Genomic DNA, 24760 nt, shown 5'->3' on the forward strand with positions numbered 1-24760 from the left:
TGGTTCACCAGGTGCGGACATCGTCCGATGCCCAGCCTCACGCGGCCCTCTCACGATGAGCTCGTGTAGCGAGCGGTGACCGCGGCGGCGCGGTTGCGCAGCGCGGCGCGCAACGACTGCGGGGCCAGGGCTTCCGCGTCCGTGCTGAGCTGCCACAGCGCCCATTCGGCGTGCTCCGCATCCTGGAAGGTCACCTCCAGCCGCAGCCAGCCGTCCGCGTCGGGTTCTTCGGCCCGTACGGCCAGCGCGCTGTCCAGCAGGTCCTCCCGCCGCGCCGGAGCCACTCGTACCCGCACGGTGAGGTGATCGCCGCCGGAGAGAAACTGCGCGGAGCGTTCCCGCCAGATCCGGTCCAGATCGACCCGAGATGGCCGCTGCGCCGTTTCGGGGAGTTCCTCGGCCGCCAGCACCCGCGACAGCCGATAGGTGCGGTCCGCGCCGGATCTCGTGGCCAGCAAATAGCTCCGCTCGCGTACGGTGACCAGGCCGATCGGGTCCACCGTGCGCCACTGTGCGGTCTGGCCCGAGGCCGCGTAGTGGATACGCAACTTGTGCCCGGCCAGCACCGCGCGCCGGACCTCGATCATCGTGGTGCCGGGCACCTCATCGGTGACCAGCCGGCGTGACAGCAGGTCGGTCTCCGGGTCGACGAGAAAACGCTGCGCCGCGTCGCTCGCGGTGGTCCGGTGGCTTTCGGGCAGCGCGTCGACCACCTTCCGCATGGCCGAAGCGAGCGCCGAGCCGAGGCCGAACACCTGCTCGCCACGCCCCGATCCGGCGGTCAGCAGGGCAAGCGCCTCGTCGTGGTTCAGTCCGGTGAGCTCGGTCCGGAAACCGGGCAGCAGCGCGAAACCGCCGTGCCGGCCGCGCTCGGCGTAGACCGGGACTCCGGCCGCGGACAGTGCCTCGATGTCGCGCAGCACCGTGCGGGTGGACACCTCCAGCTCGCGAGCCAGGGTGTCCGCCGTCAGCCGACCGCGCTGGCGCAGCAGGAGAACCAGTGAGACCAGCCGGTCGGCACGCATACGAGAACGCTAGCTGAATACATGACTGAGGGTGTCGTGATTTGTTGCGAGGCTCGTTGACGCGACGTCAGGGCTGCCGGCTACCGAGTCGCAAGCGGACGAGACGGACGCATTCGCGATGCATCGAATGGAGCTGAAGTGGCAGTGGAACGTACAGCGGTCAACCCGGTGACGTGGTCGGTGGAGATGGGGTTCAACCAGGGCGAGGTCGTCTCCGGGCACACGCGGACCTTGTACATCTCGGGGCAGACCGCGATGAGCGGCGACGGCAAGCCCCAGCATGACGGTGACATGGCGGCGCAGTTGGCGCTGAGCATCGACAATCTGGAGGCCGTACTCGGCGAGGCCGGCATGTCTCTCGCGAACCTCGTCCGGCTCAACGTCTACACGACCGACGTCGATCTGCTCTTCCCGCACTACGGCGTGCTGGCGGCGCGGTTGGGTGCCGCCGGGGTGGCGCCGACCACCACGATGCTCGGGGTGACGCGACTGGCGATCCCTGGCCAGCTGGTCGAGCTCGAAGGGACGGCCGTCGCGTGATGTGAACTCGCCGTTCCTGTCCAGCCGGGACCGGAGAAGCACCCGAGGGCGGCCGAGTTCACAACGGTCCGGCCGTTCCTCGCTTGACCGTTGGATAGGGTCTGGCGGGGGGTGCGGGCATGAGTTTTCGGTTGGCGGCGTATGCCGTGTGCATCCAGGACGGGCGGGTGCTGCTCGCCCGTCACGTGCCGCCGGAGGGCGGGAGTAGCTGGACGCTTCCGGGCGGCAGGGTCGAGCACGGGGAGGATCCGTTCGATGCGGTGGTCCGGGAGGTCGCCGAGGAGACTGGATACGCCGGGGTGGTGGATCGCCTGCTGGGTGTGGACTCACGGGTGATCCCCGCGGCCTCCGCGCGTGCGGGAGTCGAGCACCAGAATGTCGGTGTCTTCTACCGGGTCCGTATCACTGGCGGTCGGCTACGGCCCGAGCCGAACGGCGAGATCGTCGAGTCGGTCTGGACGCCGTTCGCCGATGTGGCTGCCATGCGCCGGTCATCGCTGGTCGACATCGGCCTCGCCCTGGCCCAGACCCTTCCGGCAAGCGGCCACGTCGCACCTGTCCCGGTCGGCGGTCTGATCCAGCACTGAGTCATCTCCAGTGTCTGCCCGGCCTGTTGTCCCCGACAGTCCTGTGGGGCACTGCGCCTAGACTGTGCCCATGATCTGTCGTGTGTGGCGTGGCTGGACCACAAGGGCGAACGCCGACGCGTACGAGCGCATCGTCCGGGGGCAGGTCATCCCCGGGATCGAGGCCCGGCGCATCCCGGGTTTCCAGTCGATCGATCTGATGCGGCGTGAGCGCGAGAACGACGTCGAGTTCCTGACTTTGATGTGGTTCGACGACCTGGCCTCGGTGCAGGCGTTCATGGGCGAGGACTACGAGCAGGCACACGTGCCGGAGGCCGCCCAGGCCGTGCTCTCCGACTTCGACGAGCGGTCGGCCCACTTCGAGGTACTCGACCGACGCCAACAGTCAAACTGAGCAAACCTGCGAACTGTTCGGCAGGACTGCGCACCGACCGCCCACCACGTGGCGCAGGTAAGGGATTTCGTACGCCGATCTTGACCCGCCAGGGAATCCAGGCTTAACGTTCCCGCGTTTACGGTCGATTGAAACGTTTCATTCCCTGGGGGCGTACCCATGCAGAAGCCCATCCCGCAGCGTGGCGGGATATCCCGGCGCGCGGTCCTCGCCGCCTCCCTCGCCACAGGCGCCGCCACGGCGCTCACCGCGACGGGCGCCGCGAGCGCCGGTGCCGTTCCTCTGACCGGCCGTCACCCCCTGTCGGGCGACTGGTTCGCCGCTCCCCCGCGCTCGGTGCGCCCCAAGTTCCGCTGGTGGTGGCCGGACGGACTCGTCGACCCGGTGGAGATCGCCCGCGAGATCGACCAGATCGCCGACGCCGGCTTCGGCGGCGCCGAGGTCTCCGCCGTCCACCACAGCATCAAGGACAAGTCCGTCCTCGACACCGCGCACCACGGCTGGGGCAGCGCTCCCTGGCGTGAGGGCGTCGAGGCCGCCCTGCGCCAGGCCGCCCGCCGCGGCCTGACCGTCGACCTCACCCTCGGCCCCAGCTGGCCTGTCGCCGTACCCGGCGTCACCCCCGACGACGAGTCGGCCGCCCAGGAACTCGCCTACGGGCGCGTCACCGTGACCGGCGGCACCACCTACCAGGGCCCGGTGCCCGAGCCCGTGCGCGTGGCCGCCGGCGCGGTCACCCGGCGCACCCTGCTCGCCGTCCAGGCGGCCCGCGTCGAGCCTGCCAACGCCACCCGCAAGGAGACCGGTCTCGATCTCGCGAGCGTCCAGGACCTCACCGCCACCGTCGAGGACGGCGCACTGCGCTGGACCGCTCCCGCCGGCGGCGACTGGGTGCTGATCTCCTACTGGCAGCGCGGCACCGCCCAGCAACCCGAGTCGGGCCCGCACTCCGCCCCGGCCGCCTATGTCGTCGACCACTTCAGCCCGGCCGGCACCGCCGCCGTCACCGGCTTCTGGGACCACTCGGTTCTGACCGGCACGATGCGCCGACTCCTCAGAGCCGCGGGCGGCGCCTTCTTCGAGGACTCCATCGAGCTGGAGACCGACTCCCTCGTGTGGACCTCGGCGCTGCCCGACGCCTTCGAAGAGCGCTGGGGCCGCTCGCTGCTGCCGTACCTGCCGGCGCTCGTCCTGGACAAGAACAACCAGGTCTTCGCCTTCGATGCGCAGATCACCCGGCAGATCCGGCACGACTTCTGGGAGACGGTCTCCCATCTGTTCAACACGCACCACGTCACCGCTCTGAGGGACTGGGCCCACTCCCTCGGCATGGAGCTGCGCGCCCAGCCCTACGGGCTGCAGACCGACGCCATCGCCTCCGCCGCGCTCCTCGACATCGCGGAGGGAGAGTCGCTCGGCTTCAAGAACCTGGACGACTACCGCTGTCTGGCGGGCGGCCGGGACATGGCCGGGCACACCGTGCTGTCCTGCGAGTCGGGCGCCTACAACGGCTCGGCGTACAGCACGACGTGGGACCGGTTCCTGCGCACCATGGGCGGTGCGTACGCCGCCGGCGTCAACCAGACGGTCGTGCACGGTTTCTCGTACGCGACCGCCCCCGGCGTGAGCTGGCCCGGCTTCGCCGCCTTCAGCCCCTACAACGGCGCGCCCGGCTACGGTGAGTCGTGGGGTCCCAGACAGCCCACCTGGCGGCACGCCGAGGACATCGCCGGATATCTCGGGCGCGTGCACCAGGTTCTCCAGGCGGGTACGGCACGAGCGGACGTCGCCGTCTTCCGCCAGACCGGCTACACCGCCACCGGCATCGGCGCCTCCTGGTTCACCGCGACGGGCGTCCCGCTCGGCTGGACCCACCAGTTCCTCAGCGGTCCCCTGCTCGACCTGCCCGCCGCCCGCGTCTCGGACGGCCGCCTGGCACCCGAAGGCCCCGCGTACAAGGCGCTGTTCGTCGAGGGCGACTTCTTCTACGGTTCCACTGCGACCCTCGCCCTCGCCGACGCCCGGAAGCTGCTGGGCCTGGCCCGGGCCGGACTGCCCATGGTCCTGCTCGGTTCCTTCGACCAGGCCCTGACCCCCGGCGTTCCCGGTGAGAACGAGACGGAGCAACTGCGCGGGGTCCTCGCGAGCCTCCTCGCCCTTCCCCACGTCAAGGCCGTCACCGACAAGAGCGCCGTCGGCGACGCACTCGCCGTCCTCGGCATCGCCCCCGACGCCCGCTACGCCGCCTCCTCCACTCTCCTCAACGCCCACCGCGTCATCGGCGACACCGACCTGTACTACCTGTGCAACGGCAAGCACGCCGAGACGGTCAAGCCGCCGGTCGCGGCCATCGACCACGACGTCACCCTGCACCGCACCCGGCGCGGCACGACCATCCCCTACCTCCTCGACCCGTGGACGGGAGAAGCGACCCGCATCGGCCGCTACACCGAGGACGGCGACACCCTCACCGTGCGCGTCACCCTGGAACCCGGTCAGGCCACCGTCATCGCCCTGGGCGGACCCGGCCTGTTCGGGGACCGCAACGGCGACCGGCAACACGCCGTGGACAGCACCGCCGACCGCGTGCTGTTCACCGACCGCGGCCTGGTCGTACGCGCCACGAGCGGCGGCACGTACACCACCCGGCTCTCCCGCGGCCGTACGGTCACCACCACGCTGCCCGCGGTACCGGGCCCGACGACACTGGAGCGCTGGCGGCTCGACGTTCAGGACTGGCAGCCTGGCACCCAGGCGACCGACACCGACATCGTCCGCCGCCGCCTCACCCTGGACGCCCTGCTGCCCTGGTCGCAGATCCCCGAGCTCGCCGACTCCGCGGGCACAGGCCGCTACCGCACCACCGTCTCCCTGCCCGCCGACTGGACCTCGGCGCACGGCGCCCACCTCGAACTCGGCACCGTCAGCGACACCTTCCGGGTCACGGTCAACGGCACACGGCTGGCCCCCTGCGACCGGCTCCACCCGGTCGTCGACCTCGGCGGACACCTGCGCCCCGGCAGCAACGTGATCGAGGTGGAGGTGGCGACGCCCCTCATCAACCGCCTCCGCGTCAGCCAGCCCTCCGTCTTCGGCACGGCCACCCGCCAGGCATACGGCCTCTCCGGCCCTGTCCGCCTGGTGCCGTACGCCCAGTCTCCGGTGAGGTGACGGCGGCCGCCCGCCGGCCGGCCGACCACACCGGTCAGGATTCGAGAAGCGATGGCCGGCGAGGTTCCCTAGCGTGAAGGACATGAAAGCCCCGGGCAGCAGGATGCGTACGACACCACGCACCAGGTCGGACCAGAAGTTGCCGAGTTCACCGGTCCGGGAGCGCGCGAACCCTCGTACAAGAGCCACCGCCACCGCGATACCGACAGCGGCGGAGACGAAGTTCTGCACGGCCAGTCCGGCGGTCTGTACGACGTGGCCCATGGACTGCTCGCCGTAGTAGGACTGCCAGTTGGTGTTCGTGACGAACGAGACCGCCGTGTTGAACGCCTGGTCCGGGTCGATCGACGCGAAGCCCAGCGAACCGGGCAGGACGCCCTGGAGCCGCTGGAGGAGGTACAGGAACAGGACGCTCACGGCCGAGAAGGCGAGCGCTCCGCGCAGGTAGGCGGGCCAGCGCATCTCGGTGGTCGGGTCGGCACCGATGCCTTTGTAGATCCACTTCTCGACGCGCCAGTGCCGGTCGGAGGTGTAGACCTTGGCCATGTAGTTGCCGAGGGGGGTGGACGAGCGCCAGCGCGCCTATGAGGGCGAGCAGTTGCAGGACCCCGGCGAGTACGGGACCCATCTGTGTCTCAGAACCTCTCCGGAAAAATCAGGGCGAGGACGAGATAGCCCAGCAGGGCGACGGCCACGACGAGGCCGACGATGTTCTCGGCGGTCACAGCTTCGTCACCCCCTTGGCGACGCGAGCCACCAGCGCGAGACCCGCGATCGTGACGATGACGAAGGCCAGATCGGCCATCGCGAACTCCGAAACTCCCGGAGTGAGGTTCGTGGGAAAGGGACAGCTAGAGGAAAGCGCCTCTTTCGCCGGATCGGTCGTTCGTTGACGGCTCCCTGACGGCGGTGCCCACGGCTTTGACGGACCTCTTACGGCCGGGATCAGAGCGCCTCAATCCTTCGGGGCAGGGGTCTCGGGGAGAAGGCCGAGGGATGCGTGGGTGGCGGCCCGCGTCAACGCCGGACGGCTCAGGACGTCCGTACTGTCGACGAACTGATCGACGGCCCCGATCATGGGCAGGCAGCGGACCTCCGGGGCGGTGACGCGGGCCATCAGCGCCGCGGTGAAGCGTTCGGCGTGCAGCACCTGGAAGGGCCTGCTGTGGTAGTGCCGCGTGGCGGGATCGACCGGGTCGGTCAGGCCGAGATCGTTGTGCGCGGCCGCGACCGTCTCGTAGGCGCGGGCCAGGTGCTGCTCGCGGGTGTGCCAGTCGGCGGCGGTGAGTGCCGCGGTCAGGACCGGAGTGAGGACGGATGCCTGCGGGATGCGGGAAAAGGCGCTGCCGAGCCATTTGCTGTACGGCGGGTAGCGGCGCTCCATCAGCAGGCACAGCCGCATCAGATCGCGCACCAGGCGGGCCGCGACGACAGCGGAACCGAGTTCGTCTCCCACCTCCCCGCAACGGCCGACGAAGGCTTCCTCCTGGGAGATCCGCTGCCACTGGCAGGCCAGGAGGTACCGCCACAGATCGTGGGGATACCAGGCGAGACGGGCGCGGGCCGGAGCGAGTCGGCCCAGTCCGTCGTGGAAGACGGCACCGGCCGTGACCTCGGCGAGGCGCTGGGTGGGGGCGGCCAGCCAGTCGGCGACGGTGACGTCCCGGCACGGGTCGAAGCCCAGGAGGTCGGTGAACCAGGCGCCAGGGTCGGCCACTTGGACTCGGTGGTGGACGGGGCCGTCCGTTGTCCGCATGACCCCGATGCCCGCCTCGCCGGTGGAGGCGAAGTGTGTCGGATAGCCGTGGAAGGTCTTCGGCAGGCGTTCGCCGAGTAGTGCGTTGATCCTCGGGCCATGGCGGGTGACGTCCTGCGGGTGGAGGAAGAGCTGCAGGCGAGGCCCCCACTCGTGGTCGGCGGAACGGACGGTGTCGAACCCGAGGACTTCCGATCCGCTGCCCAGACGGGCAGCGGAATGCGCCAGCCCGTCAGCGGCTTCGTCCAGCACCGCCTCGAAGTAGAACCGACGCGACAGTTCCAGCCCGGGAATGAAGGACGCCGTGGTCATGCGGGGAGCCTGCCGCACCGGCGTCCGGCCGGTCGACAGCTTTTCCCTCCGGCGGCTGTCAGCGGGGCAGAGGCCTCAAGATCTGTCCCTGCATGTCTCCCGTGACCGCCGGCGCAGCAGCACTACGTGTCCCATCAGCTTGCCTTTCAGACCGAGCGTGAACTCGTCGTCGGAAGGGAGGCGAGCGGCGTCAGCTGACCGCCGGCCGCGCAGCAGATCACCGCGTCCACCGTGCCGACGGTCGCGAACAGGGCGTCGATGGAGACCGGTGTTTCCAGGTCGACCCGTGTGCCGCTGTTGCGCGACGCCCGTATCACCTCATGCTCGGGCTCCAGCCTTTCAGCGACCGCTCGGCCGATGGTGCCGGTCGCTCCGATCACCAAGGTCTTCATACTGCTTCCTTCCGTCGGCGTCGCAGTGCCTGCCCGGAAGCCCGTCTCGCCGATGCGGTGGGTGCGGGACTGTCCGGTCACGTGATCAACAATCCCGGCAGTCCGTTGCGGTCGTCCAATACCTGCTTCCATGACCAGGCGGCATGGACATCGGCCCTGATGGCCGGACTCGCCGGCGCGCACACCCTGGTGGCGTCGGGAACGAGGGAAGGACCGGGCCCCTGGCTGCTTCACCAGGGGCCCGGTCCCTATTGCGGAGGTCGAGCGGCACGTCGCTTCAGGACGGCGTCAGCGCAGGACATCGTCCACGCCCTCGCCGGCCCTCACTCACGCGCGGCTCGGCGCGGCATTCAGTACTGCTCGGTCTCCACGAAACCCGCGTCCGCGTCGTCGTCCGCGCCGAAGGCGGCGGCGGTCGGGTCGAATCCGGGCGGGCTGTCCTTCAGACCCAGGCCCAGACCGGCCAGCTTCGCCTTGACCTCGTCGATGGACTTCGCACCGAAGTTACGGATGTCCAGGAGGTCGGCCTCCGAGCGCGCCAGGAGCTCGCCCACGGAGTGGACGCCCTCACGCTTGAGGCAGTTGTACGACCGAACGGTGAGCTCCAGCTCCTCGATCGGCAGCGCCAGATCAGCGGCCAGGGCGGCGTCCGTGGGCGACGGGCCCATGTCGATGCCCTCGGCGTCGATGTTCAGCTCACGGGCGAGCCCGAACAGCTCGACCAGCGTCTTACCGGCCGACGCCATGGCGTCACGCGGACGCATCGCCTGCTTGGTCTCGACATCGACGATCAGCTTGTCGAAGTCGGTCCGCTGCTCGACACGGGTCGCCTCGACCTTGTACGTCACCTTCAGAACCGGCGAGTAGATGGAGTCGACCGGAATACGGCCGATCTCCTGGCCCACCTGCTTGTTCTGCACGGCCGAGACATAACCACGGCCACGCTCGACCGTCAGCTCCATCTCCAGCTTGCCCTTGCCGTTCAGCGTGGCCAGGACCAGGTCGGGGTTGTGCACCTCGACACCGGCCGGAGGCGCGATGTCGGCGGCGGTGACCAGACCCGGACCCTGCTTGCGCAGGTACATCACGACCGGCTCGTCGTGCTCCGAGGAGACGACCAGCTGCTTGATGTTGAGGATCAGGTCGGTGACGTCCTCCTTGACGCCCGGCACGGTGGTGAACTCGTGCAGAACGCCATCGACGCGGATGCTGGTGACAGCAGCGCCGGGGATCGACGACAGCAGGGTACGGCGAAGAGAGTTGCCGAGGGTGTAACCGAAGCCCGGCTCCAGCGGCTCGATCACGAACCGGGAACGGAACTCGTCGACGACCTCTTCGGTCAGAGACGGACGCTGAGCAATGAGCACGAGGTGTGTCCTCCAAGGTTTGACGCCCGCTATGTGACGCCGTAGACCCTCGAAAGGGTACGGGCGATACGGCCGTCGAAGACACCGAACCTGCCGACTCCGCCTGTCCACCAGCCAGTCGGCGGCCCTGATCCACCTGCCGTGGAGCCCGGCCATCAGCGGCTTCTGCCCCGGAGAGTCAACGCGAAGCCGTATCTCATGCAGCTAGAACGGGTTAGTCCGTCTCGTGTGTCGAGAGCCGAGAGGAAGTCGTCTGTATTTTTCATCACACTGCCCGACAGTCCCCTGCCCGCAGGTGGCGCACCCCCGAGGGCGCACCACCCGAGGGCAGGCGACGACGTGGATCACGGGAACGAGGTCACCTTCGACGGCACGGTGTCCGTCCCCGAGGTCGGGGCGCCGGTGTCGTTGATGACATGGGCGTACTGGCCCTTGCCTCCCAGGGAGATCACCTGGAGGTGGTGCATCCTGACGCCCGCTTTGACCGGGACCTGGAAGCCGTGGTGCTGCACGATCGAGGGATCGGAGGTGTAGTTGCAGTAGCTGCCCAGGCCCCACGCTTCGTGCACGGCCACCGTGTCGGCGACCTTGTAGGCAGCCCAGCCGACCACGCCGTCGTGTGTGATGGCGGCGGCGTTGGGCGCGTCGTACGCCTTCTCGTTCTGGAAGAAGATCGTGCGCCCCCGCTCACCGCTCCATACGACGTCGTACTTGTTGAAGTGCTCCACGAACAGGCCGGTGGCCAGGACGTCGTCGCCGTTGACGCGCAGTCCGTAGTCGGCGCGGTTGGTCTCCCAGCCGACGCCTTCGCCGTGGTCGGCGCGCCAGATCCAGGTGTGGTCGATGACGACGTCGTCGCTGTTGACCACGACGGAGTCCGTGGCCAGGCCGGGGCCGGCGCCGCCGATGCGGATGAACACGTCCTGCATGGTCGTCGGGTTGGCGGAGTGGTCCGCGCCCGCGCCTGCGGGGCCGATCTGGAGCAGGGTGTCGGAGCGGGTGGCGCCGGCGTCGATGAGGAAGCCGGCCAGCCGTACGCCGTCGACGTCCGCGACGTGCAGGGCGTCGATGCCGCCGTCGGGCACGATGGTCGCCAGGCCGAGCCCGAGCACCACGGTGTCGGCGCGGGTGACGTTGATCGTCTGGTCCAGGTGGTAGACGCCGGGTGTGAACAGCAGGTTCAGACCCTGGGCCAGTGCGGTGTTGATGGTGGCGGCCGTCGCGCCGGGCTTGACGACGTAGAACTGGCTGAGCGGCAGCGACGTCCCGGCGTTGGCGGGCCAGGACACACCGCGGGCGTTGGTGCGCTTGGCGGGGACGAAGACCTTGTAGTCGTTGCCGTCGAGGTACAGGAACGGCTTCTCGCGGGAGACCGGGGTGGTGTCCAGCGTGGTGTACGGCCCGGTCTCGAAGTTGCTCGCCGGGGCGCCCTGGACGCCGGTGAACGTCATGTTCCACACGCCGTTGGTCCAGCCGCCCACGGAGCTGTCCCGGGTGTACCACTGCTGCTGCGAGTACGGACCGACCGTGCCGTCGATCTTGGAGTCGGCTATGTAGCCGCCGGAGGCCCATCCGTAGCCGTTGGGGGCGAGGTTGAGGCCGCCCTTGACGTGGATACGGCGGAACGGCGCGGCCTGGGCGACGGCCCAGCGGTCCGTGCCGTTGGACGGCGTGATCGCAAGGTTCTCCGCCGAACGCCAGAAGTTCTGGGTGGCGTTGCCGTTGAACCAGCCCGCGTCCACGGTGATGTCGCCGTTGATCTGGGTGTCGTCGGGGTTGATTCCGAGGCCGGAGACGGAGGTGTAGAAGCCGAGTTGGGCGTTGATGCCGTTGTAGGTTCCCGGCTTGAGCAGGAACTGGTAGCGCCCGGCGCCGAACTGGGCGGACTCCTGCTGGGCGAAGACCTGGTCGAACTTCTGCTGGAGGTTCGGTGTGGAGGGGTCGACGACGATCACGTTCGGGCCGAGGTCACCGCCGCCCTGGACCGGGCCTCCGGTGCCGCCGGACGTCGTATGGACGGCGACCCCCCACAGCGAGTATCCGTAGACCGTTCCGCGAGCCGTCCCCAGGACGCGGACATAGCGGCCCGTGCCGCTCACGTCGTAGGAGGCGCGGCCGCCGGTGGCGCCGGTGACGGTCTTGAGGGTGCTCCAGTTCTGGCCGTCGGCGGAGGCCTGGAGCTGGAAGTCCTTGCCGTACGCGGCTTCCCAGTTCAGGTCGATTTTGCAGACGTCCTGGGAGGAGCCCAGGTCGACGCGCAGCCACTGCGGGTCCGCGGCCTGGCTGGACCAGCGGGTGGAGTCGTTGCCGTCGACCGCGGCGGATGCGGGTGTGCCGGCGTTTTCCGTCGAGGACGCCGAAGCGGTCCTGCCCTGCGCCGAATCGGCGGTCGAGCAGGTGCCGGGCTGAGATGGCCCGGTGGTGCCGAACACCTGGAACTCCCACACGGAGTAGCCCCATGCCGTCGCGCGGTGGACGCCCTGCAGACGTACGTACCGGCCCTGGCCGGAGACGGCGAGCGTGTCGGTGCCGCCGTCCGAGCCGGTGACCGTGCGCAGATCGGTCCAGGTGCTGCCGTCGGACGACGACTGGATCTTGTAGTCCTTGCCGTAGGCCGTCTCCCAGTTGACGACGACCTGGCTGATCGTGGCGCCGGTTCCGAGGTCGACCTGGATCCACTGGTCGTCGGTGGCGGCCGAGGACCACCGGGTGCCGGTGTCGCCGTCGACCGCGTAGGCCGCGGGGGTGCCCGCGTTCTCGTTGGAGGATGCCGTTGCCGTTCTGCCCTGGGACAGGTTGGCGTCGGCGGCCGCGGCCGCCGGTGGCTGGATGGTGGGCAGGGTGATCAGCGCTGCCGTGGCGGCGAGCGCGACACCCAAGGATCTGAGTCTCATGGAGGTCCCTGCGGGTGCGTCGGGAAAGGACATGAGGGCGCGCCGACGGCGGATGTGGCCGTACGCCAAGGCCACTGCCGCGACGCTTAGTTCACGTCTTGATTTAACTGATGAGTTACAACTCTCGGCAAGCCTTCGAAAGTTGAAATCTTTCCGGGCCCGTCTCTGCCATATCCCTTGACAGGTTGACGACACACCGGCATCGGCTCCGGCACCGGATTCCTCGCGCACGGCTATGGGAAGTTCTGGGGTGCCTCGTTACCCTCCGCCCATGATTCCCACGGTGGTCTGGGGCACGGGCAACGTCGGGCGCGCCGCCGTTCGGGCCGTCGCGGCGCACCCGGAGCTCAGCCTTGTGGCCGTGCTGGTGTCCAGCCCCGCCAAGGTCGGCAAGGACGCGGGCGAGCTCAGCGGACTCGGCGGCGCCTCGGGGTGACGGCAACGGACGATGTGGCCGCGGCACTCTCCCGAGCCCCTCGCGCCGTCGCGTACGCGGCTTCCGGGGGTGTGCGCCCGGACGGTGCGATCGAGGACGTCAGCCGTGCGCTGCGCGCGGGCGCGGTGGTGGTCACGCCGTCCTTGTACGGCATGTACGACTGCACGCACGCGCCTGCCGAGATCCGCGACGTGCTGCTGGAGTCCATGGAGGCCGGGGGCTCCATCACGTCCTGGGGCTCGACACGGCCTGCACGCTGCCGTCCGTAAAGCATCCCTGACGACTGTGGCCTCAGCTCTGGCAGCGGTCGCCGGCAGCACTCAGTCGAGGACTGCGGTGGCTTCGATCGCGACCAGATGTTCGGGGACGTCCAGGGCCGCCACGCCGATCAGTGTGGCCGGCGGCACCGGAGTGAGTCCCAGCTTCGCGGTCGCCCGGGAGATTCCCTCCAGGAGGAGGGGCATCTTGTCGACGGTCCAGTCGACGACGTAGAAGGTCAGTTTCGCCACGTCGTCGAAGGAACCGCCGGCCTCGCCCAGTGCGGTGGCGACGTTGAGGTAGCACTGCTCCACCTGCGCGGCGAGGTCTCCCCCGCCGACCGTGATCCCTTCCGCGTCCCAGGAAACCTGGCCTGCGACAAAGACCAGCCTCGTGCCGGACGCGATCGCCACCTGCCGGTAGACATCGATCTTCGGCAGCCCCTCGGGGTTCCTCAGCGTGATGGCCACGGTGTCCGTCTCCTTGTCCAGGCTTCTGTGAGCCCGTGTCCGTCAGACCGATGCGGTCTCTTGTGGTTACTGAGGAACCGTAGGAGAGTGAGCGGTGACATGGAAGAACGCACTTTTCAGTGACTGGGGAACCTCATGGTGACCAAGCGGCTCAGCGGCTCGACCGATGACGCCAACCTGCGTCTCGCCGACTCCCTGGCGCGGGAGATCTTCTCCGACGTCGCCAACAAGTGGGCACTCTTGATCATCGAAGCACTGGGGGAAGGCACCCTGCGCTTCAGCGAGCTGCGCGGCCGGGTCGACGGCATCAGCCACAAGATGCTCACCCAGAACCTGCGCATGCTGGAGCGCAACGGCCTGGCCGAGCGAACCGTCCACCCCACCGTCCCGCCCCGTGTCGAGTACACCCTCACCGAAGCGGGCCACGGACTGCGGGCGACGGTCGACGGCATGTGCGAGTGGACCTACCGCTACTTCCGGCACATCGAGTCCGCCCGGCAGCGCTTCGAAAGCTGAGGGCCGGTGTCCCAGTGATGAGTTTTCGCGACCGCACCCGTCACACCTACGTCAGGACATGACGAGGCGGAAGGATGACGTGATGAGTGCGGACACGCGGCTGGAGGAGCCGGGCGGAAGCGGGCTGGGCGAGGTCGACGAGCCGGCGTTCGCGGGGCTGGCGGAGCGGCACCGGCGGGAGCTGCACGTGCACTGCTACCGGATGCTCGGGTCGTTCGAGGACGCCGAGGACACCGTGCAGGAGACGTTCCTGCGTGCCTGGCGGCGGCGGGAGACCTTCGAGGGACGGTCGACGTTCCGGGCCTGGCTGTACCGGATCGCCACCAACGCCTGCCTGGACCTGCTCGCCAAGCGCCGCCCGGAGCCCGCGACCGGCGGCGAGGTGCTGTGGCTGCAGCCCTACCCGGACCGACTGCTCGACGAACTGCCCGCGGGCGACATGGACGAGCCGGAGAGCCTCGCCGTCGCGCGGGAGACGATCGAACTGGCGTACCTGGTCGCGGTCCAGCACCTCGCCCCGCGCCCACGTGCCGTGCTGATCCTGCGGGACGTCCTCGGCTGGCCCGCGAAGGACGTCGCGGAGATCCTCGGGGACTCCGTCAACTCCGTGAACAGCGCGCTCCAGCGAGCCCGTGCCGGCATGCGGGAACACCTGCCCGCCGAGCGGCAGGACTGGACCGGCGGCGAACAGGACGCCGCAACGCGCGAGCTGGTGCGCCGCTTCACCGACGCCAGCGTGGCCACGGACATCCCGACGCTCGCCGCACTGCTGCGGGACGACGTCCGCTGCTCGATGCCGCCCACGCCGGGCCTGTACGTCGGCCGCGACGCGGTGGTGAACGACTGGGTCGAGGACGGCTTCGAGGGCATGACGGGCCTGCGCGGCGTCCCCACCTCCGTGAACCGGCAGCCCGCCGTCGCCTTCTACCTCTGGCAGGAGCGGGAGGGCGCGTACCTGCCGCTGACGCTCGACGTCCTGCGCATCACCGGCGGGGCGATCACCGAGATCGTCACGTTCCACGACGACCAGTTCCCGCGGCTCGGGCTGCCGGAACGTCTGCCTGCGGACGGTACGGAGTAATCCCGGTGCGGACGCTCACGCTCACGCTGCGCGGTGGCGCGCGTGTCGCGGTGGTCGCGGCGCAGTGGTACGACGCGTTCGGCGTCGTCACCCGCGGGCGGGTACAGCTGGAGCTGCGCGACGGCGAGCCCGGGCCGGTACTGGGACGCGATGCCGGGTTCTGGCTCCGCGGCACCGGCGTCCGGGCCCTGCGAAACCCCGGCCGTCGCACGGCCAGGGTGCGCGTCCTCACCCCGGGGCCAGGGCCGTCGTATGCCGGTCGACACCCTCGTACGCCGGCTACCGAACGATGGAGGAGCGGGATGAACACCATGGATGACGCCGGGGTCGTCGCAGGCCCGGCGGCGGGCCCCACCCGCCGCACCCACCGACTCGCCAGGCTCGCGGGCACCGGCCTCCTTGCCACGCTCGCGGCGATGGCGGCCACCACCCTGGGCGCGGCGCTGGCCCGGGCAGCCGGTGTCGACTTCGAGGTTCCCGAGGGCGGCGAGAGCATCCCGTTGCCCGGGTTCGCCGTGGTGACCGGCTTCTTCTCGGTCCTGGGCATCGTCATCGCCGCCGCTCTTCTGCACTGGAGCACCCGCCCCGCCGAGCGATTCGTGTGGACGGCAGTGTCAGTGACCGCGCTCTCGTGGGTCCCGCCCCTCCTCTGCGGGGCAGACACCGCCACCATCACCGCCCTCCTCGGGCTCCACCTCGTCCCGGCGGCGGTGATGATCCCCGTTCTGGCGCACAGCCTCCGGGAGTTACTCCTGGCGTGAGGTGCCGAACTCTCCAGCAGCACCAGGCAGCAATGCCGCAAGGCGGGTGGCGGTCTTCTCCCCCGCTCGCTGCTTGACCAAGCCCTCTTTGGCAGCCGCGCGGAGCCTCACCGCCGAGCTGTCCTCCCCGCCCTTTGTCACCAACACCGTGACCACCACGGGATTCAGGCCGCCAAGACCACCACCGACGACGGCACGCAGCATCTCCTGGTCCCTGCCGTCCTCGACGCGCATGGACACCACCGGCCGGTCTCCCCCTCCGAGCACGGCGGCGACGCGGTCCACGGCATCGCCGAACGGCAAGGGGATGACGAGGTCGATCTCGTGAACGTTCTTCCCCATCAGCTTGGCCACAAGTCCGGTCAGGCGACCGCTGCCCCCGCCCGCGGCACCCAGTGCGGCAAGCTCGTCCGCCAGAATCTGGTCCTCGCCCTGGTCCACACGCCCCGCCCTTCCCTGCCGGACCGGTCCACGGAATCAGCCACACGCCGTTGAGCGGGAGCACGCTTCCAGGTTCAGGAGCAGGGTAGCTTCGCGACGCCCCGCGGGCCGGCGGTCCCGTCAGAGGAGTTGATAGCCGCGCATGTTGCTGAGCAGCAGGTAGCAGTTCTGGAGGGAGCCTGACGTGTCGCCCAAGGAGCGGTAGATGCCCCACTTCGGGCGGACACGGTCGGCGAGGAAGGTGTCGATGCCGGTGCGGGACTTGTCGATGACGGTGGTCGAGCCGTTCTTGAGGATCCAGCGCAGGGAACCCGCCGAGCCGTTGCCGACCTTGATCTGGAAGTCGACGTCGATCCATCTGTCGTGGAGCGGCTCCAGGTCAGTACGGCCGATGAGGATGTCGTCGGTGAACTGCTTCAACTCGATGGTCTGGACGCCGTTCACGCGGCGCAGCGACTGAACGACGACGGGCGAGGAGCCGGTGCCTGGCTGCTTCATCTGCATGATGTGGGTGAAGCTGGTGGTCGCCTTCAGGGAACTCGGTATGTACATCGAGTACGTGACCCGCCAGGTCTGACCCTCGGTCCACTTGAGGTAGTTGCCGCCGCTGCCGTTGCGCAGGCCGGTGACCTCGTGGCGCTGACGGTCGGTGGAGGTGTCCCGGTCGACGGTGTGCATGTTGAAGCGCCAGTTGTCGCCGGTGGCGTAGATGTGCGGCGCGGCGGACGTGTGCGAGTCGGCGCGGTCGTCCTCGATGGTCTCGAAGGCGCCCAGTCCGTCACCGCTCGCCGACGGGGACCACTTCAGCTGCCAGGAGGCGGCGTGCGCGGTGGAGGCGGGCAGACCGACCGTTGCGGCGGCCGCACCGCCGAGCGCGGCGCCGAGAAGGTTTCTGCGCGTGGTGCTCATGACCGTTCACCTCGTCGTGAGTGGGGGGTGGACGTGCGGAGCCATGGCGGGGGACGCGAGCAGCGGGTTCATGGATCTGACCCATGTTCACTCACGCATCTGCCGGCGGAGTACAGAGTGGCGTCCCGACCATGCCGGGTCAATGGTCCAGACCGATAAGCCCGAGCCCCGGGAAGGATTCCGGCCAGAGCGCGACCAGCCAGGACGCGCTGGCGAACGAGCCTTCACAGAGGGCGAGCCCAGTTCGGGTATCGCGACGTCTCAGGTGACCTCGCGGATCTGTCACCGCGGCGGCCTCCGACTCGTGCCAGGATGCGGCAATGGTGTGGCTGAAAAGACGTGGGACGTGGACGCTCAGGCTCGTGACCGCGGTGAGTGCGGTGGTCGCGGTGGCCGCCTGCGGTGCGGCAGGCATGGACGACGGGGGCTCCGGGGACTCCGGGGGCCGTGAGGCGAAGTACAAGCGGGTCATCGAGGACCCTCACCCGCAGCCCGCCGACGTCCTCGAGGCGGCCGGCGCGCCCACCGGCGTGGCCCGCGCGGACGACGGTTCGCTGCTCCTGTCGTACGACGTCCTCAACGTCGAGGACGACGAGGGGCCGGCCGCCTTCGCCTGGCGCATCGTCGGACCAGACGGCCGTACGGTCGCCGAGCACGCGGAGCACGGGAACGCGGAGGCGACGCGGACCGCGTTCAAGGGAGTGAGCGGGGGCTTCGTGCGAGTGCCGTCCGGAGAGGGGGCGGACGGAGCGTACTTGCTCGACGTAGGCGGCAAGCGGCACAAGGTCGCCGTCACCGACACGCCGATGCGCACCCGGCCCGGCGACATCCTGCTCGCCGAGCTGGAGCCCACCCTCGTCTACCGCCCGGCCACGCGGACCGTGGCGCCCCCGGCCGGGGTGCCGGACGACGCCATCCTCCACGCCGTCGACGAGCGGGGCACGGTCTGGAGCCTGGAACAGTTCCTCACCGACGAGCCCAACCGTGTCGTATGGCAGCGCGACGGTCGCACCCTCGGCTCCAGGGCTGTCCCGAAGGCGTACTCCGACGCGGGAGGCATCCTCGTCGCAAAGGGCGGCACCGCGGCGCTGTCCCTCACCCGGAGTGAGGACGTGCGCGGCCTGCTGGTGACGACGGACGACGGCGGACACTGGCAGACGGTCCTCGACGGTGGCATCCCCTGGAAGGCCCTGAAGGGCGGCTCGGTGTCGCTGGTCCTGGAGCTGCTCACGGACGGGCGGCTGCTCGTCGGCGAGGAAGGCGGCCGCTACTGGCTCGCCGACGACCGCACCAACCGCGCCTTCCACGAGCTGAAGACACCGGCACGATTCACATCGTTCGCCGTCGACGGCACGACGCTCTACGGCATCGCTGACGCGACGACGTCGACGTACGGCCTGGTCAAGGGCGAAGGGCTGTGGATCTCGCACGACGGCGGTCGCGCATGGAAGCAGCACAAGCAGCGCCGGTAGCAGCACGGCGGGCCGCCCGAGAGCCGTCCTGGCAAGATGGCGCTATGGAACGCGTGCTTGGTATCGGTGGCTACTTCATGCGGGCCGCTGACCCCGCGGCCCTGAGTGCGTGGTACCGCGATTGTCTGGGCCTTGACGCCGACGAGCACGGCATGTGGCGTCAGGACGCCGGGGTGACGGTGTTCGCCACGTTCGAGTCCGGGACCGAGCACTTCGGGTCCCGTGCGCAGCGAACCATGCTCAACTTCCGGGTCCGCGACCTGGATGCGATGCTCGCGCAGTTGCGCGCCAAGGGGGCCGATGTGGCCGAAGAGACCCAGGACATGGAGGGCGTCGGTCGATTCGGCTGGGTCACCGATCCCGAGGGCAACCGGGTCGAGCTGTGGCAGCCCGCCTGACCTCGTCGTCAGACAGGCGGGCATGCCTGCTAGTGCCGCGGCAGGCAACGTTTGCCCGTCAAGGAGCGGCGTCGTGGGGGTCCCTCCCGCCCGAGCCGTGCGAAGCGCGGTTCGAGGGTGGGGGAGCGTGCTCTCGGCGTGCCGGCCGGAAGCCCTCGTACTGGACGTACTTGGGCTTTCGGCCGGTGCGGCGAGTGGGGGCCCCTCCCACGCCCTCAAGGCAGTGGGGGAGCGTGCCGGGCGTCGCGACGGGGCAAACGTTGCCTGCCGCGGCACTAGCCCGGGCCCGCTGCGCTCAGCCACTCGCCGCCTGCCGTACCGCCCGCGGTGAGGCGCCCAGTTCCTTGCGGCAGGTCTTGTTGAACGCCTGGAGGTCGGAGATGCCGACCGCGGCCGCGATCGCCGGGATGGCCAGGGTCGAGGCGATCAGGAGGTGTCGGGCGCGCTCCATGCGCCGGTGTCTGATGTAGCCGACGACGGTGGACCCGGTGTCCTCGCGGAACAGTCGGGTGAGGTGGGTGTGGGAGACGCCCGCGGCGCGGGCGATGGCGGGGATGTTCAGGGGACCGGCCAGGTGTTCCTCGATGTGGGCCATGGCCGTGCGCAGGGCGGGGTGCCGGGGGCCTGGGCTGCTGTCCGCGGAGCCGGTCAGGGTGGTCGTGCGCCACAACACCGTCCACAGCTCCGCGGAGGCGCGCGACGGGGACTGTGTGCTCGCCGCGACCGTCCGTCTCAGCAGCCCGCTCAGCGCGGCCGCCTCCGCACCGGCATCCTGCATCGCCGGGAGGCGGCGCCGCTCTCCGTCGCCGGGCAGCCGGAAGTGGGCGTAGAGGTGCTCGCAGCGCGGGGCGTCGTAGTGGAAGTGGACCTCGGTGTCGGGTGGCACCAGGCTCACGTGGCCAGGTCGGATCGGGTGCGAGACGCCGCCGAACTCCAGCGTGCCGGAGTAGCTGTACAGATGGAGCTGCCACAGCCTGGGCAGCCGGAAGACCTCGTGCGGGCCGGCCGAGCCGTGTACGCCCACGCCCGCGTTCGCCACGTGGGGCGGTTGATCGAGGGCGAGTTCCACCTGTTGCTGCATGGTGGAAAATTACCAGTGGTCGCTGATTACAGCCCACGACAGGGGCGGCGGCCACTTTTACGGTCGTCGTATGTCAACCACACGACAGCTGTTGAACTCCGTCGAGGTGGCGCGGTTCGTGGCTCACGGTTTCCTGCGCCTGGACGGCATCGTGCCCCGTGAGATGAACGAGGAGGCGCTCGGCGTCTTCGCCACCGGGCTGCCCGCCGTGCCGTACGGCACTACGGTGCCGAAGGCGTTCCCCGAGGGCTCCTTCACCCGGCGGCTCGTCGAACTCCCCGCTGTGGCAGGAGCGTTGGAGAGTCTGGTGGGATCGGACCCGAGCGTCGACCATCACTTCGTGCACACCCGCGAACCCCACGAGGGCAGCGCGCAGCCACTGCACGCCGACGCCCTCATCGATGTGCGGCCCGACGCGTTCGACGTGCAGCTCATGTACTACCCGCAGGAGGTCACCGCGGACATGGGCGGCACGCTCGTCGTACCGGGCAGCCATCTGCGCCGTACCAACGAGTCCGACACCGGCCGTTACCAGAACCTGCTCGGCCAGACCCGGCTGACCTGTGCGGCGGGCACCGTCATGCTGGTGCATCACGGCATCTGGCACGGCGGGCGTCGCAACGACAGCGACACCGTCCGCCACATGTACAAGATCCGCTTCAACCCGACCGTGCCCCAAGTTCGGCTGTGGGACGTCTCGGATCTGCACTCCCCCGCCGTGTCCTCCGAACTGGGGCGCACCTTCCCCTGGTACGAACCGGCCACCGGCCGACTGGAGATCCACAACCGGATCCAGCTGTGGCGCACCCTGACCGGCGACCCGGGCTTCGACATCGACCACTGGGCCACCCGTATCTCCAACCGGCCCGCTCTGAGGAGCCAGGCATGACCATCACCGCCAGCGAGACGACCGGCACCGCCGCACACACCACGCGTCAGCAGGTGCTCGTCCTGTACCTGGCCACCTCCGCCCTCGACTCGCACGTGGTCGGCTGGGCCCGCTACGACGGCACCGGCACCACCTCTCCCACCACCGGTGACAGCGACGAACCCCCGTACCGCACAGGCGTCGCCGCCCTGCGCGACGGCTGGCGACTCTTCCAGGCCGCCCAGCTCATCCCGCCGTATCCGGGGGCGGAGCACGAAACGTCCTTCCTCAAGCACGAGTTCTTCTTCGAGAAGCTCGTCGGCCTGTGAGATGACGATCGGGCGGGTTCGCCTCAGTGATCCACTACCGCCTCGGGATGATCGGCGAGGTACTCCCGCACCACCGATTCGAAGCTCGCGTCGGGCAGCAGGCCCAGGTCCGCCGCGCGGCGGTTGTCGAAGACCGCGGGCCAGGAACCGACGACGGCCTCCACGGCCGGATCTGGTGCGAGGGTCACAAGATCGGCGGCCGGAGCGCCCGCCACTCTCCGCAGTGTGGCGAGCATGTCGGCCACCGAGACGGTCAGACCGGGCACGTTGACCGGCGTCGCCCCCTCCACTTGTCCTGGCCCGCTGCCGCGCTCGGCTTCTGCGATGCGGAGCACGGCCTCGATCGTGCTCCGCGGCGAGGCCAGGGCCACCTTCAGCCCGGGGGCGACGGGACAGACGGTCGGCCGTCCGGCGAGCGGCTCGCGGATGATGGCGGAGACGAACCCGGAAGCGGCCGCGTTCGGCCTGCCCGGCCGGACCGCGACGGTCATCAACCGGGCCACGCGCCCGTCGACGAAACCGCGGCGGGTCATGTCCGCGATGAGGTGCTCGCACATCAACTTCTGTGTGCCATAGCTCGATTGTGGTGCCGGCAAGGTCGCCTCGCTGACCATCGGCGGGAACCCTCCCGTCGGCAGAGGGCCGTAGACGGCGAGGCTGCCGGCGAACAGCACCCGCGCCACCGGGCCGCCGCTCGCCGACTGCTCCCGCGCGGCCTGCAGCAGCGCACGGGTGGCGTCCACGTTGACGCGCATCCCGAGGTCGAAGTCGGCTTCGCACTCGGCGGACACCGCCGCCGCGAGGTGGAGCACCACGTCCACCGGCTCCGCGAACACCTCGCCGAGGTGGTCGACCAGGTCGCCGTCGACCGTCCGCACCAGCGGGTCCGTGGCCGATGGACCATCCGGCCAGGCAACACGATCGACCAGCACCAGCCGGGTGACCGGTTCCGCGGCGAACGACCGCTTCCGCAGGAGTTCCCTCACCAGCAGGCGTCCCAGGAACCCGGACGCCCCCGTCACGACGACCCTCACCCGCCACTCCCCCTCACCAGACAACCGGCACGTCTCACGATGGCGCACCGGGCCGCTTCGCGACACCGCACCCCGTCTGCTTTCGTGCACGGACATCTGGCCGACCGGCGGTCGATGAGCCGGCAGCACACGCCCCCGCAGCGAACCGACGCGGCCGTACGCAGCCCGCTCCGCACGGCTGGGGGCGATCCGCACCACACTTCGCTGGTGCGCCACGCGCCGCTGACGTGCCACGTTGTCATGCGTCCCAGCGACCCGCGCGGCGCCGAACGGGTGGACTTGCACGGAGGGCGGCCACGCGCAGGACCGGCTCCGAGGCAGCGGGTGGTGACGTGGCTGTCCCGACCCTGACCTGGAAGAGGCACCGAGTCGTGAAACGTACCTCCGCCCGCCGTGTCGTCGCCGCAGCGTTGCTCGTGGCGTCCGTGCTGGCCCCGATGGCGGCCGCTCCCGCCACGGCGGCACAGTCCGTCGCTTCCCACCCGTCCCGGCCGGACGACTGCCCGGCGCACGAACTCGACCCTGAGCTGGCCTCACGGCTGGACAAGGCCATCGAGAAGGTCCGTCAGCAGGCCGGCATCCCCGGCGTGGTCGCCGGGCTGTGGATGCCGGGCAAGGGCAGCTACGTCCGTGCGACCGGCGTCGCCGACACCGCCACCCGCAAGCCGATGACCTCCGATGTCTTCGTCCGGATCGGCAGCGAGACCAAGACCTTCACCGTCACCGCGCTACTCGAGCTCGTCGACGACGGTCTGGTCGGGCTCGACGACCCGATCTCCAAGTACATCCACGGCGTACCCAAGGGGCACCGGATCACGTTGCGCCATCTCGCCGAGATGCGCAGCGGCCTCTTCCCCTACACCGAGGACGCCGACTTCGTGCACGATCTGCTGAGCAACCCCAAGCGCTCGTTCACCCCGCGGGAAGTGCTGGCGTACGGCTTCAAGCACAAGAACACCTTCGCGCCCGGCAAGCAGTTCGAGTACTCCAACACCAACCTCATCCTGCTCGGCCTCGTGGTCGAGAAGATGAGCGGGCACCGCCTCGACGAGTTCATCGAGAAGCGGGTGCTGCGTCCCGCCCGTCTGTCCCACACGCTGTTCCCGCGGGGCTTCGAGTTCCCTCGACCGCACCCCCGCGGCTACACCAACCAGACGCTGACCGGTGAGGTCGCCGACAGCACGAACTGGAACCCGAGCTGGGCCTGGGCGGCCGGAGCGATGATCTCCGATCTGCACGACCTGCGTCGCTGGGCGAAGATCGTCGCCACGGGCACGCTGCTGCGGCCGCAGACCCAGGAGCAGCGGCTCAAGATGCTGCCCACCGGCCATCCCGGCACCAGCTACGGCCTGGGCATCTTCAACAGCGACGGCTGGATCGGGCACAACGGCTCCATCCCCGGATACCAGACCGTGACCGTCTACCTGCCCTCGAAGAAGGCCACTTTGGTGTTGATGCTCAACACCGACATCTCGTACCAGGGCCAGGAGCCGTCCTCGCTGCTCGCCCGGGCGATCACCGAGATCGTGACGCCGGACAACGTCTACGACCGGCCGCTCCCCACGAGCTAGTGCCGCGGCAGGCAACGTTTGCCCGTCAAGGAGCGGCGTCGTGGGGGTCCCTCCCGCCCGAGCCGTGCGAAGCGCGGTTCGAGGGTGGGGGAGCGTGCTCTCGGCGTGCCGGCCGGAAGCCCTCGTACTGGACGTACTTGGGCTTTCGGCCGGTGCGGCGAGTGGGGGCCCCTCCCACGCCCTCAAGGCAGTGGGGGAGCGTGCCGGGCGTCGCGACGGGGCAAACGTTGCCTGCCGCGGCACTAGCGCCGGCAGTTGCCGCACAGGTCCCCTTCGTCTCCGGTCGGCATCATCTGGTGGGGTGCAGCGGTTCGGGCGGGGCGTCGATCTGCTGCAGCTCTGCCAGGAGCTGGTTCCGGCCGGTGAGGAGTTCGGTGAGGATACGGCGGGCGGCGCGCAGGAGGTCGGCGACGTCGCCGTCGGCGAGGGCGTAGCGGACGGTGGAGCCCTCCCGTATGGACACGACGATGCCGGAGCGACGCAGAACGGCCAGTTGCTGCGAGAGGCTGGACGGCTCGATCTCGATGTCGGCGAGCAGGTCCCGGACGGACACCGGGCCGTCCTGGAGCAGTTCCAGCACCCGGATGCGTACGGGGTGACCGAGCATGCGGAAGAACTCCGCCTTGACTTGGTAGGGGGGCCTGCATGTCTGCTCGCTCCTGGTCGGGTGGGGGCGACGGGGCTGCCGGGATGCGGC

The 24760-nt window shown here is 69.6% G+C and carries 23 protein-coding genes and 3 pseudogenes; 13 read left to right on the top strand and 13 right to left on the bottom strand.

Annotated elements, in window-relative coordinates; genetic code table 11:
* Nucleotides 1-50 precede the first annotated feature (50 nt).
* Nucleotides 51-1025 (bottom strand): helix-turn-helix transcriptional regulator, encoded by a 975-nt coding sequence (locus QF037_RS04845; RefSeq protein ID WP_307022136.1) that lies wholly within the window; start codon nt 1023-1025, stop codon nt 51-53.
* Between the two features lie 144 nt (nt 1026-1169).
* On the opposite strand from QF037_RS04845, the gene QF037_RS04850 reads away from it, so the two are divergent.
* The 4 genes from QF037_RS04850 to QF037_RS04865 all read left to right on the top strand — a co-directional run bounded on the left by QF037_RS04850 (nt 1170) and on the right by QF037_RS04865 (nt 5717).
* Nucleotides 1170-1565, top strand: a complete 396-nt coding sequence (locus QF037_RS04850; RefSeq protein WP_307036993.1) for a RidA family protein — start codon at nt 1170-1172, stop codon at nt 1563-1565.
* Between the two features lie 119 nt (nt 1566-1684).
* On the top strand, nt 1685-2152 hold the full coding sequence (locus tag QF037_RS04855) for an NUDIX hydrolase (RefSeq protein ID WP_307022138.1): 468 nt from the start codon (nt 1685-1687) through the stop codon (nt 2150-2152).
* Nucleotides 2153-2222: 70 nt separating this feature from the next.
* Complete coding sequence (locus QF037_RS04860) at nt 2223-2546, top strand: antibiotic biosynthesis monooxygenase (RefSeq protein WP_307022140.1); 324 nt, start codon at nt 2223-2225, stop codon at nt 2544-2546.
* Nucleotides 2547-2705: 159 nt separating this feature from the next.
* The gene (locus QF037_RS04865; RefSeq protein WP_307022142.1) at nt 2706-5717 is read left to right on the top strand and encodes a glycosyl hydrolase; all 3012 of its coding nucleotides are present in this window, start codon (nt 2706-2708) and stop codon (nt 5715-5717) included.
* Nucleotides 5718-5810: 93 nt separating this feature from the next.
* Here QF037_RS04865 and QF037_RS04870 read toward each other — a convergent pair.
* The 6 genes and pseudogenes from QF037_RS04870 to QF037_RS04895 all read right to left on the bottom strand — a co-directional run.
* Nucleotides 5811-6345, bottom strand: a pseudogene (locus tag QF037_RS04870) (potassium-transporting ATPase subunit KdpA); the annotation flags it as partial.
* Between the two features lie 7 nt (nt 6346-6352).
* Nucleotides 6353-6442: a K(+)-transporting ATPase subunit F gene (gene kdpF, locus QF037_RS04875; RefSeq protein WP_016434100.1), complete on the bottom strand. Its 90-nt coding sequence runs from the start codon at nt 6440-6442 to the stop codon at nt 6353-6355.
* 230 nt (nt 6443-6672) lie between these two features.
* The gene (locus tag QF037_RS04880) at nt 6673-7785 is read right to left on the bottom strand and encodes a DUF4037 domain-containing protein (protein WP_307022169.1); all 1113 of its coding nucleotides are present in this window, start codon (nt 7783-7785) and stop codon (nt 6673-6675) included.
* Between the two features lie 146 nt (nt 7786-7931).
* On the bottom strand, nt 7932-8177 hold the full coding sequence (locus QF037_RS04885) for an NAD-dependent epimerase/dehydratase family protein (protein WP_307022171.1): 246 nt from the start codon (nt 8175-8177) through the stop codon (nt 7932-7934).
* Nucleotides 8178-8527: 350 nt separating this feature from the next.
* Complete coding sequence (locus tag QF037_RS04890) at nt 8528-9544, bottom strand: DNA-directed RNA polymerase subunit alpha (protein WP_266818958.1); 1017 nt, start codon at nt 9542-9544, stop codon at nt 8528-8530.
* A gap of 344 nt (nt 9545-9888) precedes the next feature.
* On the bottom strand, nt 9889-12438 hold the full coding sequence (locus tag QF037_RS04895; RefSeq protein WP_307022174.1) for a discoidin domain-containing protein: 2550 nt from the start codon (nt 12436-12438) through the stop codon (nt 9889-9891).
* 271 nt (nt 12439-12709) lie between these two features.
* Between QF037_RS04895 and QF037_RS04900 the strand changes: the two are divergent.
* Nucleotides 12710-13101: pseudogene (locus QF037_RS04900) on the top strand (dihydrodipicolinate reductase); the annotation flags it as partial.
* A gap of 93 nt (nt 13102-13194) precedes the next feature.
* On the opposite strand, the gene QF037_RS04905 reads toward QF037_RS04900, so the two are convergent.
* Nucleotides 13195-13602, bottom strand: a complete 408-nt coding sequence (locus tag QF037_RS04905; protein WP_307022177.1) for a RidA family protein — start codon at nt 13600-13602, stop codon at nt 13195-13197.
* Between the two features lie 135 nt (nt 13603-13737).
* Between QF037_RS04905 and QF037_RS04910 the strand changes: the two genes are divergently transcribed.
* The 3 genes from QF037_RS04910 to QF037_RS04920 all read left to right on the top strand — a co-directional run bounded on the left by QF037_RS04910 (nt 13738) and on the right by QF037_RS04920 (nt 15960).
* Nucleotides 13738-14118, top strand: a complete 381-nt coding sequence (locus QF037_RS04910) for a winged helix-turn-helix transcriptional regulator (protein WP_307022179.1) — start codon at nt 13738-13740, stop codon at nt 14116-14118.
* A gap of 82 nt (nt 14119-14200) precedes the next feature.
* On the top strand, nt 14201-15199 hold the full coding sequence (locus QF037_RS04915) for an RNA polymerase subunit sigma-70 (RefSeq protein WP_307022181.1): 999 nt from the start codon (nt 14201-14203) through the stop codon (nt 15197-15199).
* 5 nt (nt 15200-15204) lie between these two features.
* On the top strand, nt 15205-15960 hold the full coding sequence (locus QF037_RS04920; RefSeq protein ID WP_307022183.1) for a DUF6069 family protein: 756 nt from the start codon (nt 15205-15207) through the stop codon (nt 15958-15960).
* On the opposite strand, the gene QF037_RS04925 is transcribed toward QF037_RS04920, so the two are convergent.
* Entirely contained in the window at nt 15946-16401 is a 456-nt protein-coding gene (locus tag QF037_RS04925) for a hypothetical protein (protein ID WP_307022185.1), read from the bottom strand. The two genes, QF037_RS04920 and QF037_RS04925, sit on opposite strands and share 15 nt — an antisense overlap.
* 120 nt (nt 16402-16521) lie before the next feature.
* Entirely contained in the window at nt 16522-17310 is a 789-nt protein-coding gene (locus tag QF037_RS04930; RefSeq protein ID WP_307022186.1) for a heparin lyase I family protein, read from the bottom strand.
* A gap of 362 nt (nt 17311-17672) precedes the next feature.
* Here QF037_RS04930 and QF037_RS04935 point away from each other — a divergent pair, with 362 nt between their 5' ends.
* Nucleotides 17673-18782, top strand: coding sequence for a hypothetical protein (locus tag QF037_RS04935; protein WP_307022187.1), 1110 nt, complete (start codon nt 17673-17675; stop codon nt 18780-18782).
* 44 nt (nt 18783-18826) lie between these two features.
* Complete coding sequence (locus tag QF037_RS04940; RefSeq protein WP_307022189.1) at nt 18827-19180, top strand: VOC family protein; 354 nt, start codon at nt 18827-18829, stop codon at nt 19178-19180.
* 295 nt (nt 19181-19475) lie between these two features.
* Here QF037_RS04940 and QF037_RS04945 read toward each other — a convergent pair whose 3' ends face one another.
* Entirely contained in the window at nt 19476-20261 is a 786-nt protein-coding gene (locus QF037_RS04945) for an AraC family transcriptional regulator (protein WP_307022192.1), read from the bottom strand.
* 70 nt (nt 20262-20331) lie between these two features.
* On the opposite strand from QF037_RS04945, the gene QF037_RS04950 reads away from it, so the two are divergent.
* Together QF037_RS04950 and QF037_RS04955 are read left to right on the top strand one after the other, a co-directional pair.
* On the top strand, nt 20332-21150 hold the full coding sequence (locus QF037_RS04950; protein ID WP_307022194.1) for a phytanoyl-CoA dioxygenase family protein: 819 nt from the start codon (nt 20332-20334) through the stop codon (nt 21148-21150).
* Nucleotides 21147-21458 (top strand): hypothetical protein, encoded by a 312-nt coding sequence (locus QF037_RS04955; protein ID WP_307022196.1) that lies wholly within the window; start codon nt 21147-21149, stop codon nt 21456-21458. Before QF037_RS04950 ends, QF037_RS04955 begins: the two co-directional genes overlap by 4 nt.
* 23 nt (nt 21459-21481) lie before the next feature.
* On the opposite strand, the gene denD is transcribed toward QF037_RS04955, so the two are convergent.
* Complete coding sequence (denD, locus tag QF037_RS04960) at nt 21482-22492, bottom strand: D-erythronate dehydrogenase (protein ID WP_307022198.1); 1011 nt, start codon at nt 22490-22492, stop codon at nt 21482-21484.
* Between the two features lie 371 nt (nt 22493-22863).
* On the opposite strand from denD, the gene QF037_RS04965 reads away from it, so the two are divergent.
* Nucleotides 22864-24063: a serine hydrolase domain-containing protein gene (locus tag QF037_RS04965; RefSeq protein WP_307022200.1), complete on the top strand. Its 1200-nt coding sequence runs from the start codon at nt 22864-22866 to the stop codon at nt 24061-24063.
* Between the two features lie 289 nt (nt 24064-24352).
* Here QF037_RS04965 and QF037_RS04970 read toward each other — a convergent pair.
* A pseudogene (locus QF037_RS04970) lies at nt 24353-24703 on the bottom strand (ArsR/SmtB family transcription factor); the annotation flags it as partial.
* Nucleotides 24704-24760: the final 57 nt, after the last annotated feature.

Origin of the sequence: Streptomyces canus, assembly GCF_030815415.1 — a bacterium.
GTDB classification, from domain to species: Bacteria; Actinomycetota; Actinomycetes; order Streptomycetales; family Streptomycetaceae; genus Streptomyces; species Streptomyces canus_F.

Excerpts from the sequence above, each read along its gene's own strand:
- QF037_RS04950 (WP_307022194.1), top strand. The coding sequence starts at position 20,332 with ATGTCAACCACACGACAGCTGTTGAACTCCGTCGAGGTGGCGCGGTTC.
- QF037_RS04895 (WP_307022174.1), bottom strand. The coding sequence starts at position 12,438 with ATGAGACTCAGATCCTTGGGTGTCGCGCTCGCCGCCACGGCAGCGCTG.
- QF037_RS04885 (WP_307022171.1), bottom strand. The coding sequence starts at position 8,177 with ATGAAGACCTTGGTGATCGGAGCGACCGGCACCATCGGCCGAGCGGTC.
- QF037_RS04845 (WP_307022136.1), bottom strand. The coding sequence starts at position 1,025 with ATGCGTGCCGACCGGCTGGTCTCACTGGTTCTCCTGCTGCGCCAGCGC.
- QF037_RS04945 (WP_307022192.1), bottom strand. The coding sequence starts at position 20,261 with ATGCAGCAACAGGTGGAACTCGCCCTCGATCAACCGCCCCACGTGGCG.
- QF037_RS04930 (WP_307022186.1), bottom strand. The coding sequence starts at position 17,310 with ATGAGCACCACGCGCAGAAACCTTCTCGGCGCCGCGCTCGGCGGTGCG.
- QF037_RS04880 (WP_307022169.1), bottom strand. The coding sequence starts at position 7,785 with ATGACCACGGCGTCCTTCATTCCCGGGCTGGAACTGTCGCGTCGGTTC.
- QF037_RS04915 (WP_307022181.1), top strand. The coding sequence starts at position 14,201 with ATGAGTGCGGACACGCGGCTGGAGGAGCCGGGCGGAAGCGGGCTGGGC.
- QF037_RS04860 (WP_307022140.1), top strand. The coding sequence starts at position 2,223 with ATGATCTGTCGTGTGTGGCGTGGCTGGACCACAAGGGCGAACGCCGAC.
- QF037_RS04910 (WP_307022179.1), top strand. The coding sequence starts at position 13,738 with ATGGTGACCAAGCGGCTCAGCGGCTCGACCGATGACGCCAACCTGCGT.
- QF037_RS04955 (WP_307022196.1), top strand. The coding sequence starts at position 21,147 with ATGACCATCACCGCCAGCGAGACGACCGGCACCGCCGCACACACCACG.
- QF037_RS04940 (WP_307022189.1), top strand. The coding sequence starts at position 18,827 with ATGGAACGCGTGCTTGGTATCGGTGGCTACTTCATGCGGGCCGCTGAC.
- QF037_RS04855 (WP_307022138.1), top strand. The coding sequence starts at position 1,685 with ATGAGTTTTCGGTTGGCGGCGTATGCCGTGTGCATCCAGGACGGGCGG.
- QF037_RS04865 (WP_307022142.1), top strand. The coding sequence starts at position 2,706 with ATGCAGAAGCCCATCCCGCAGCGTGGCGGGATATCCCGGCGCGCGGTC.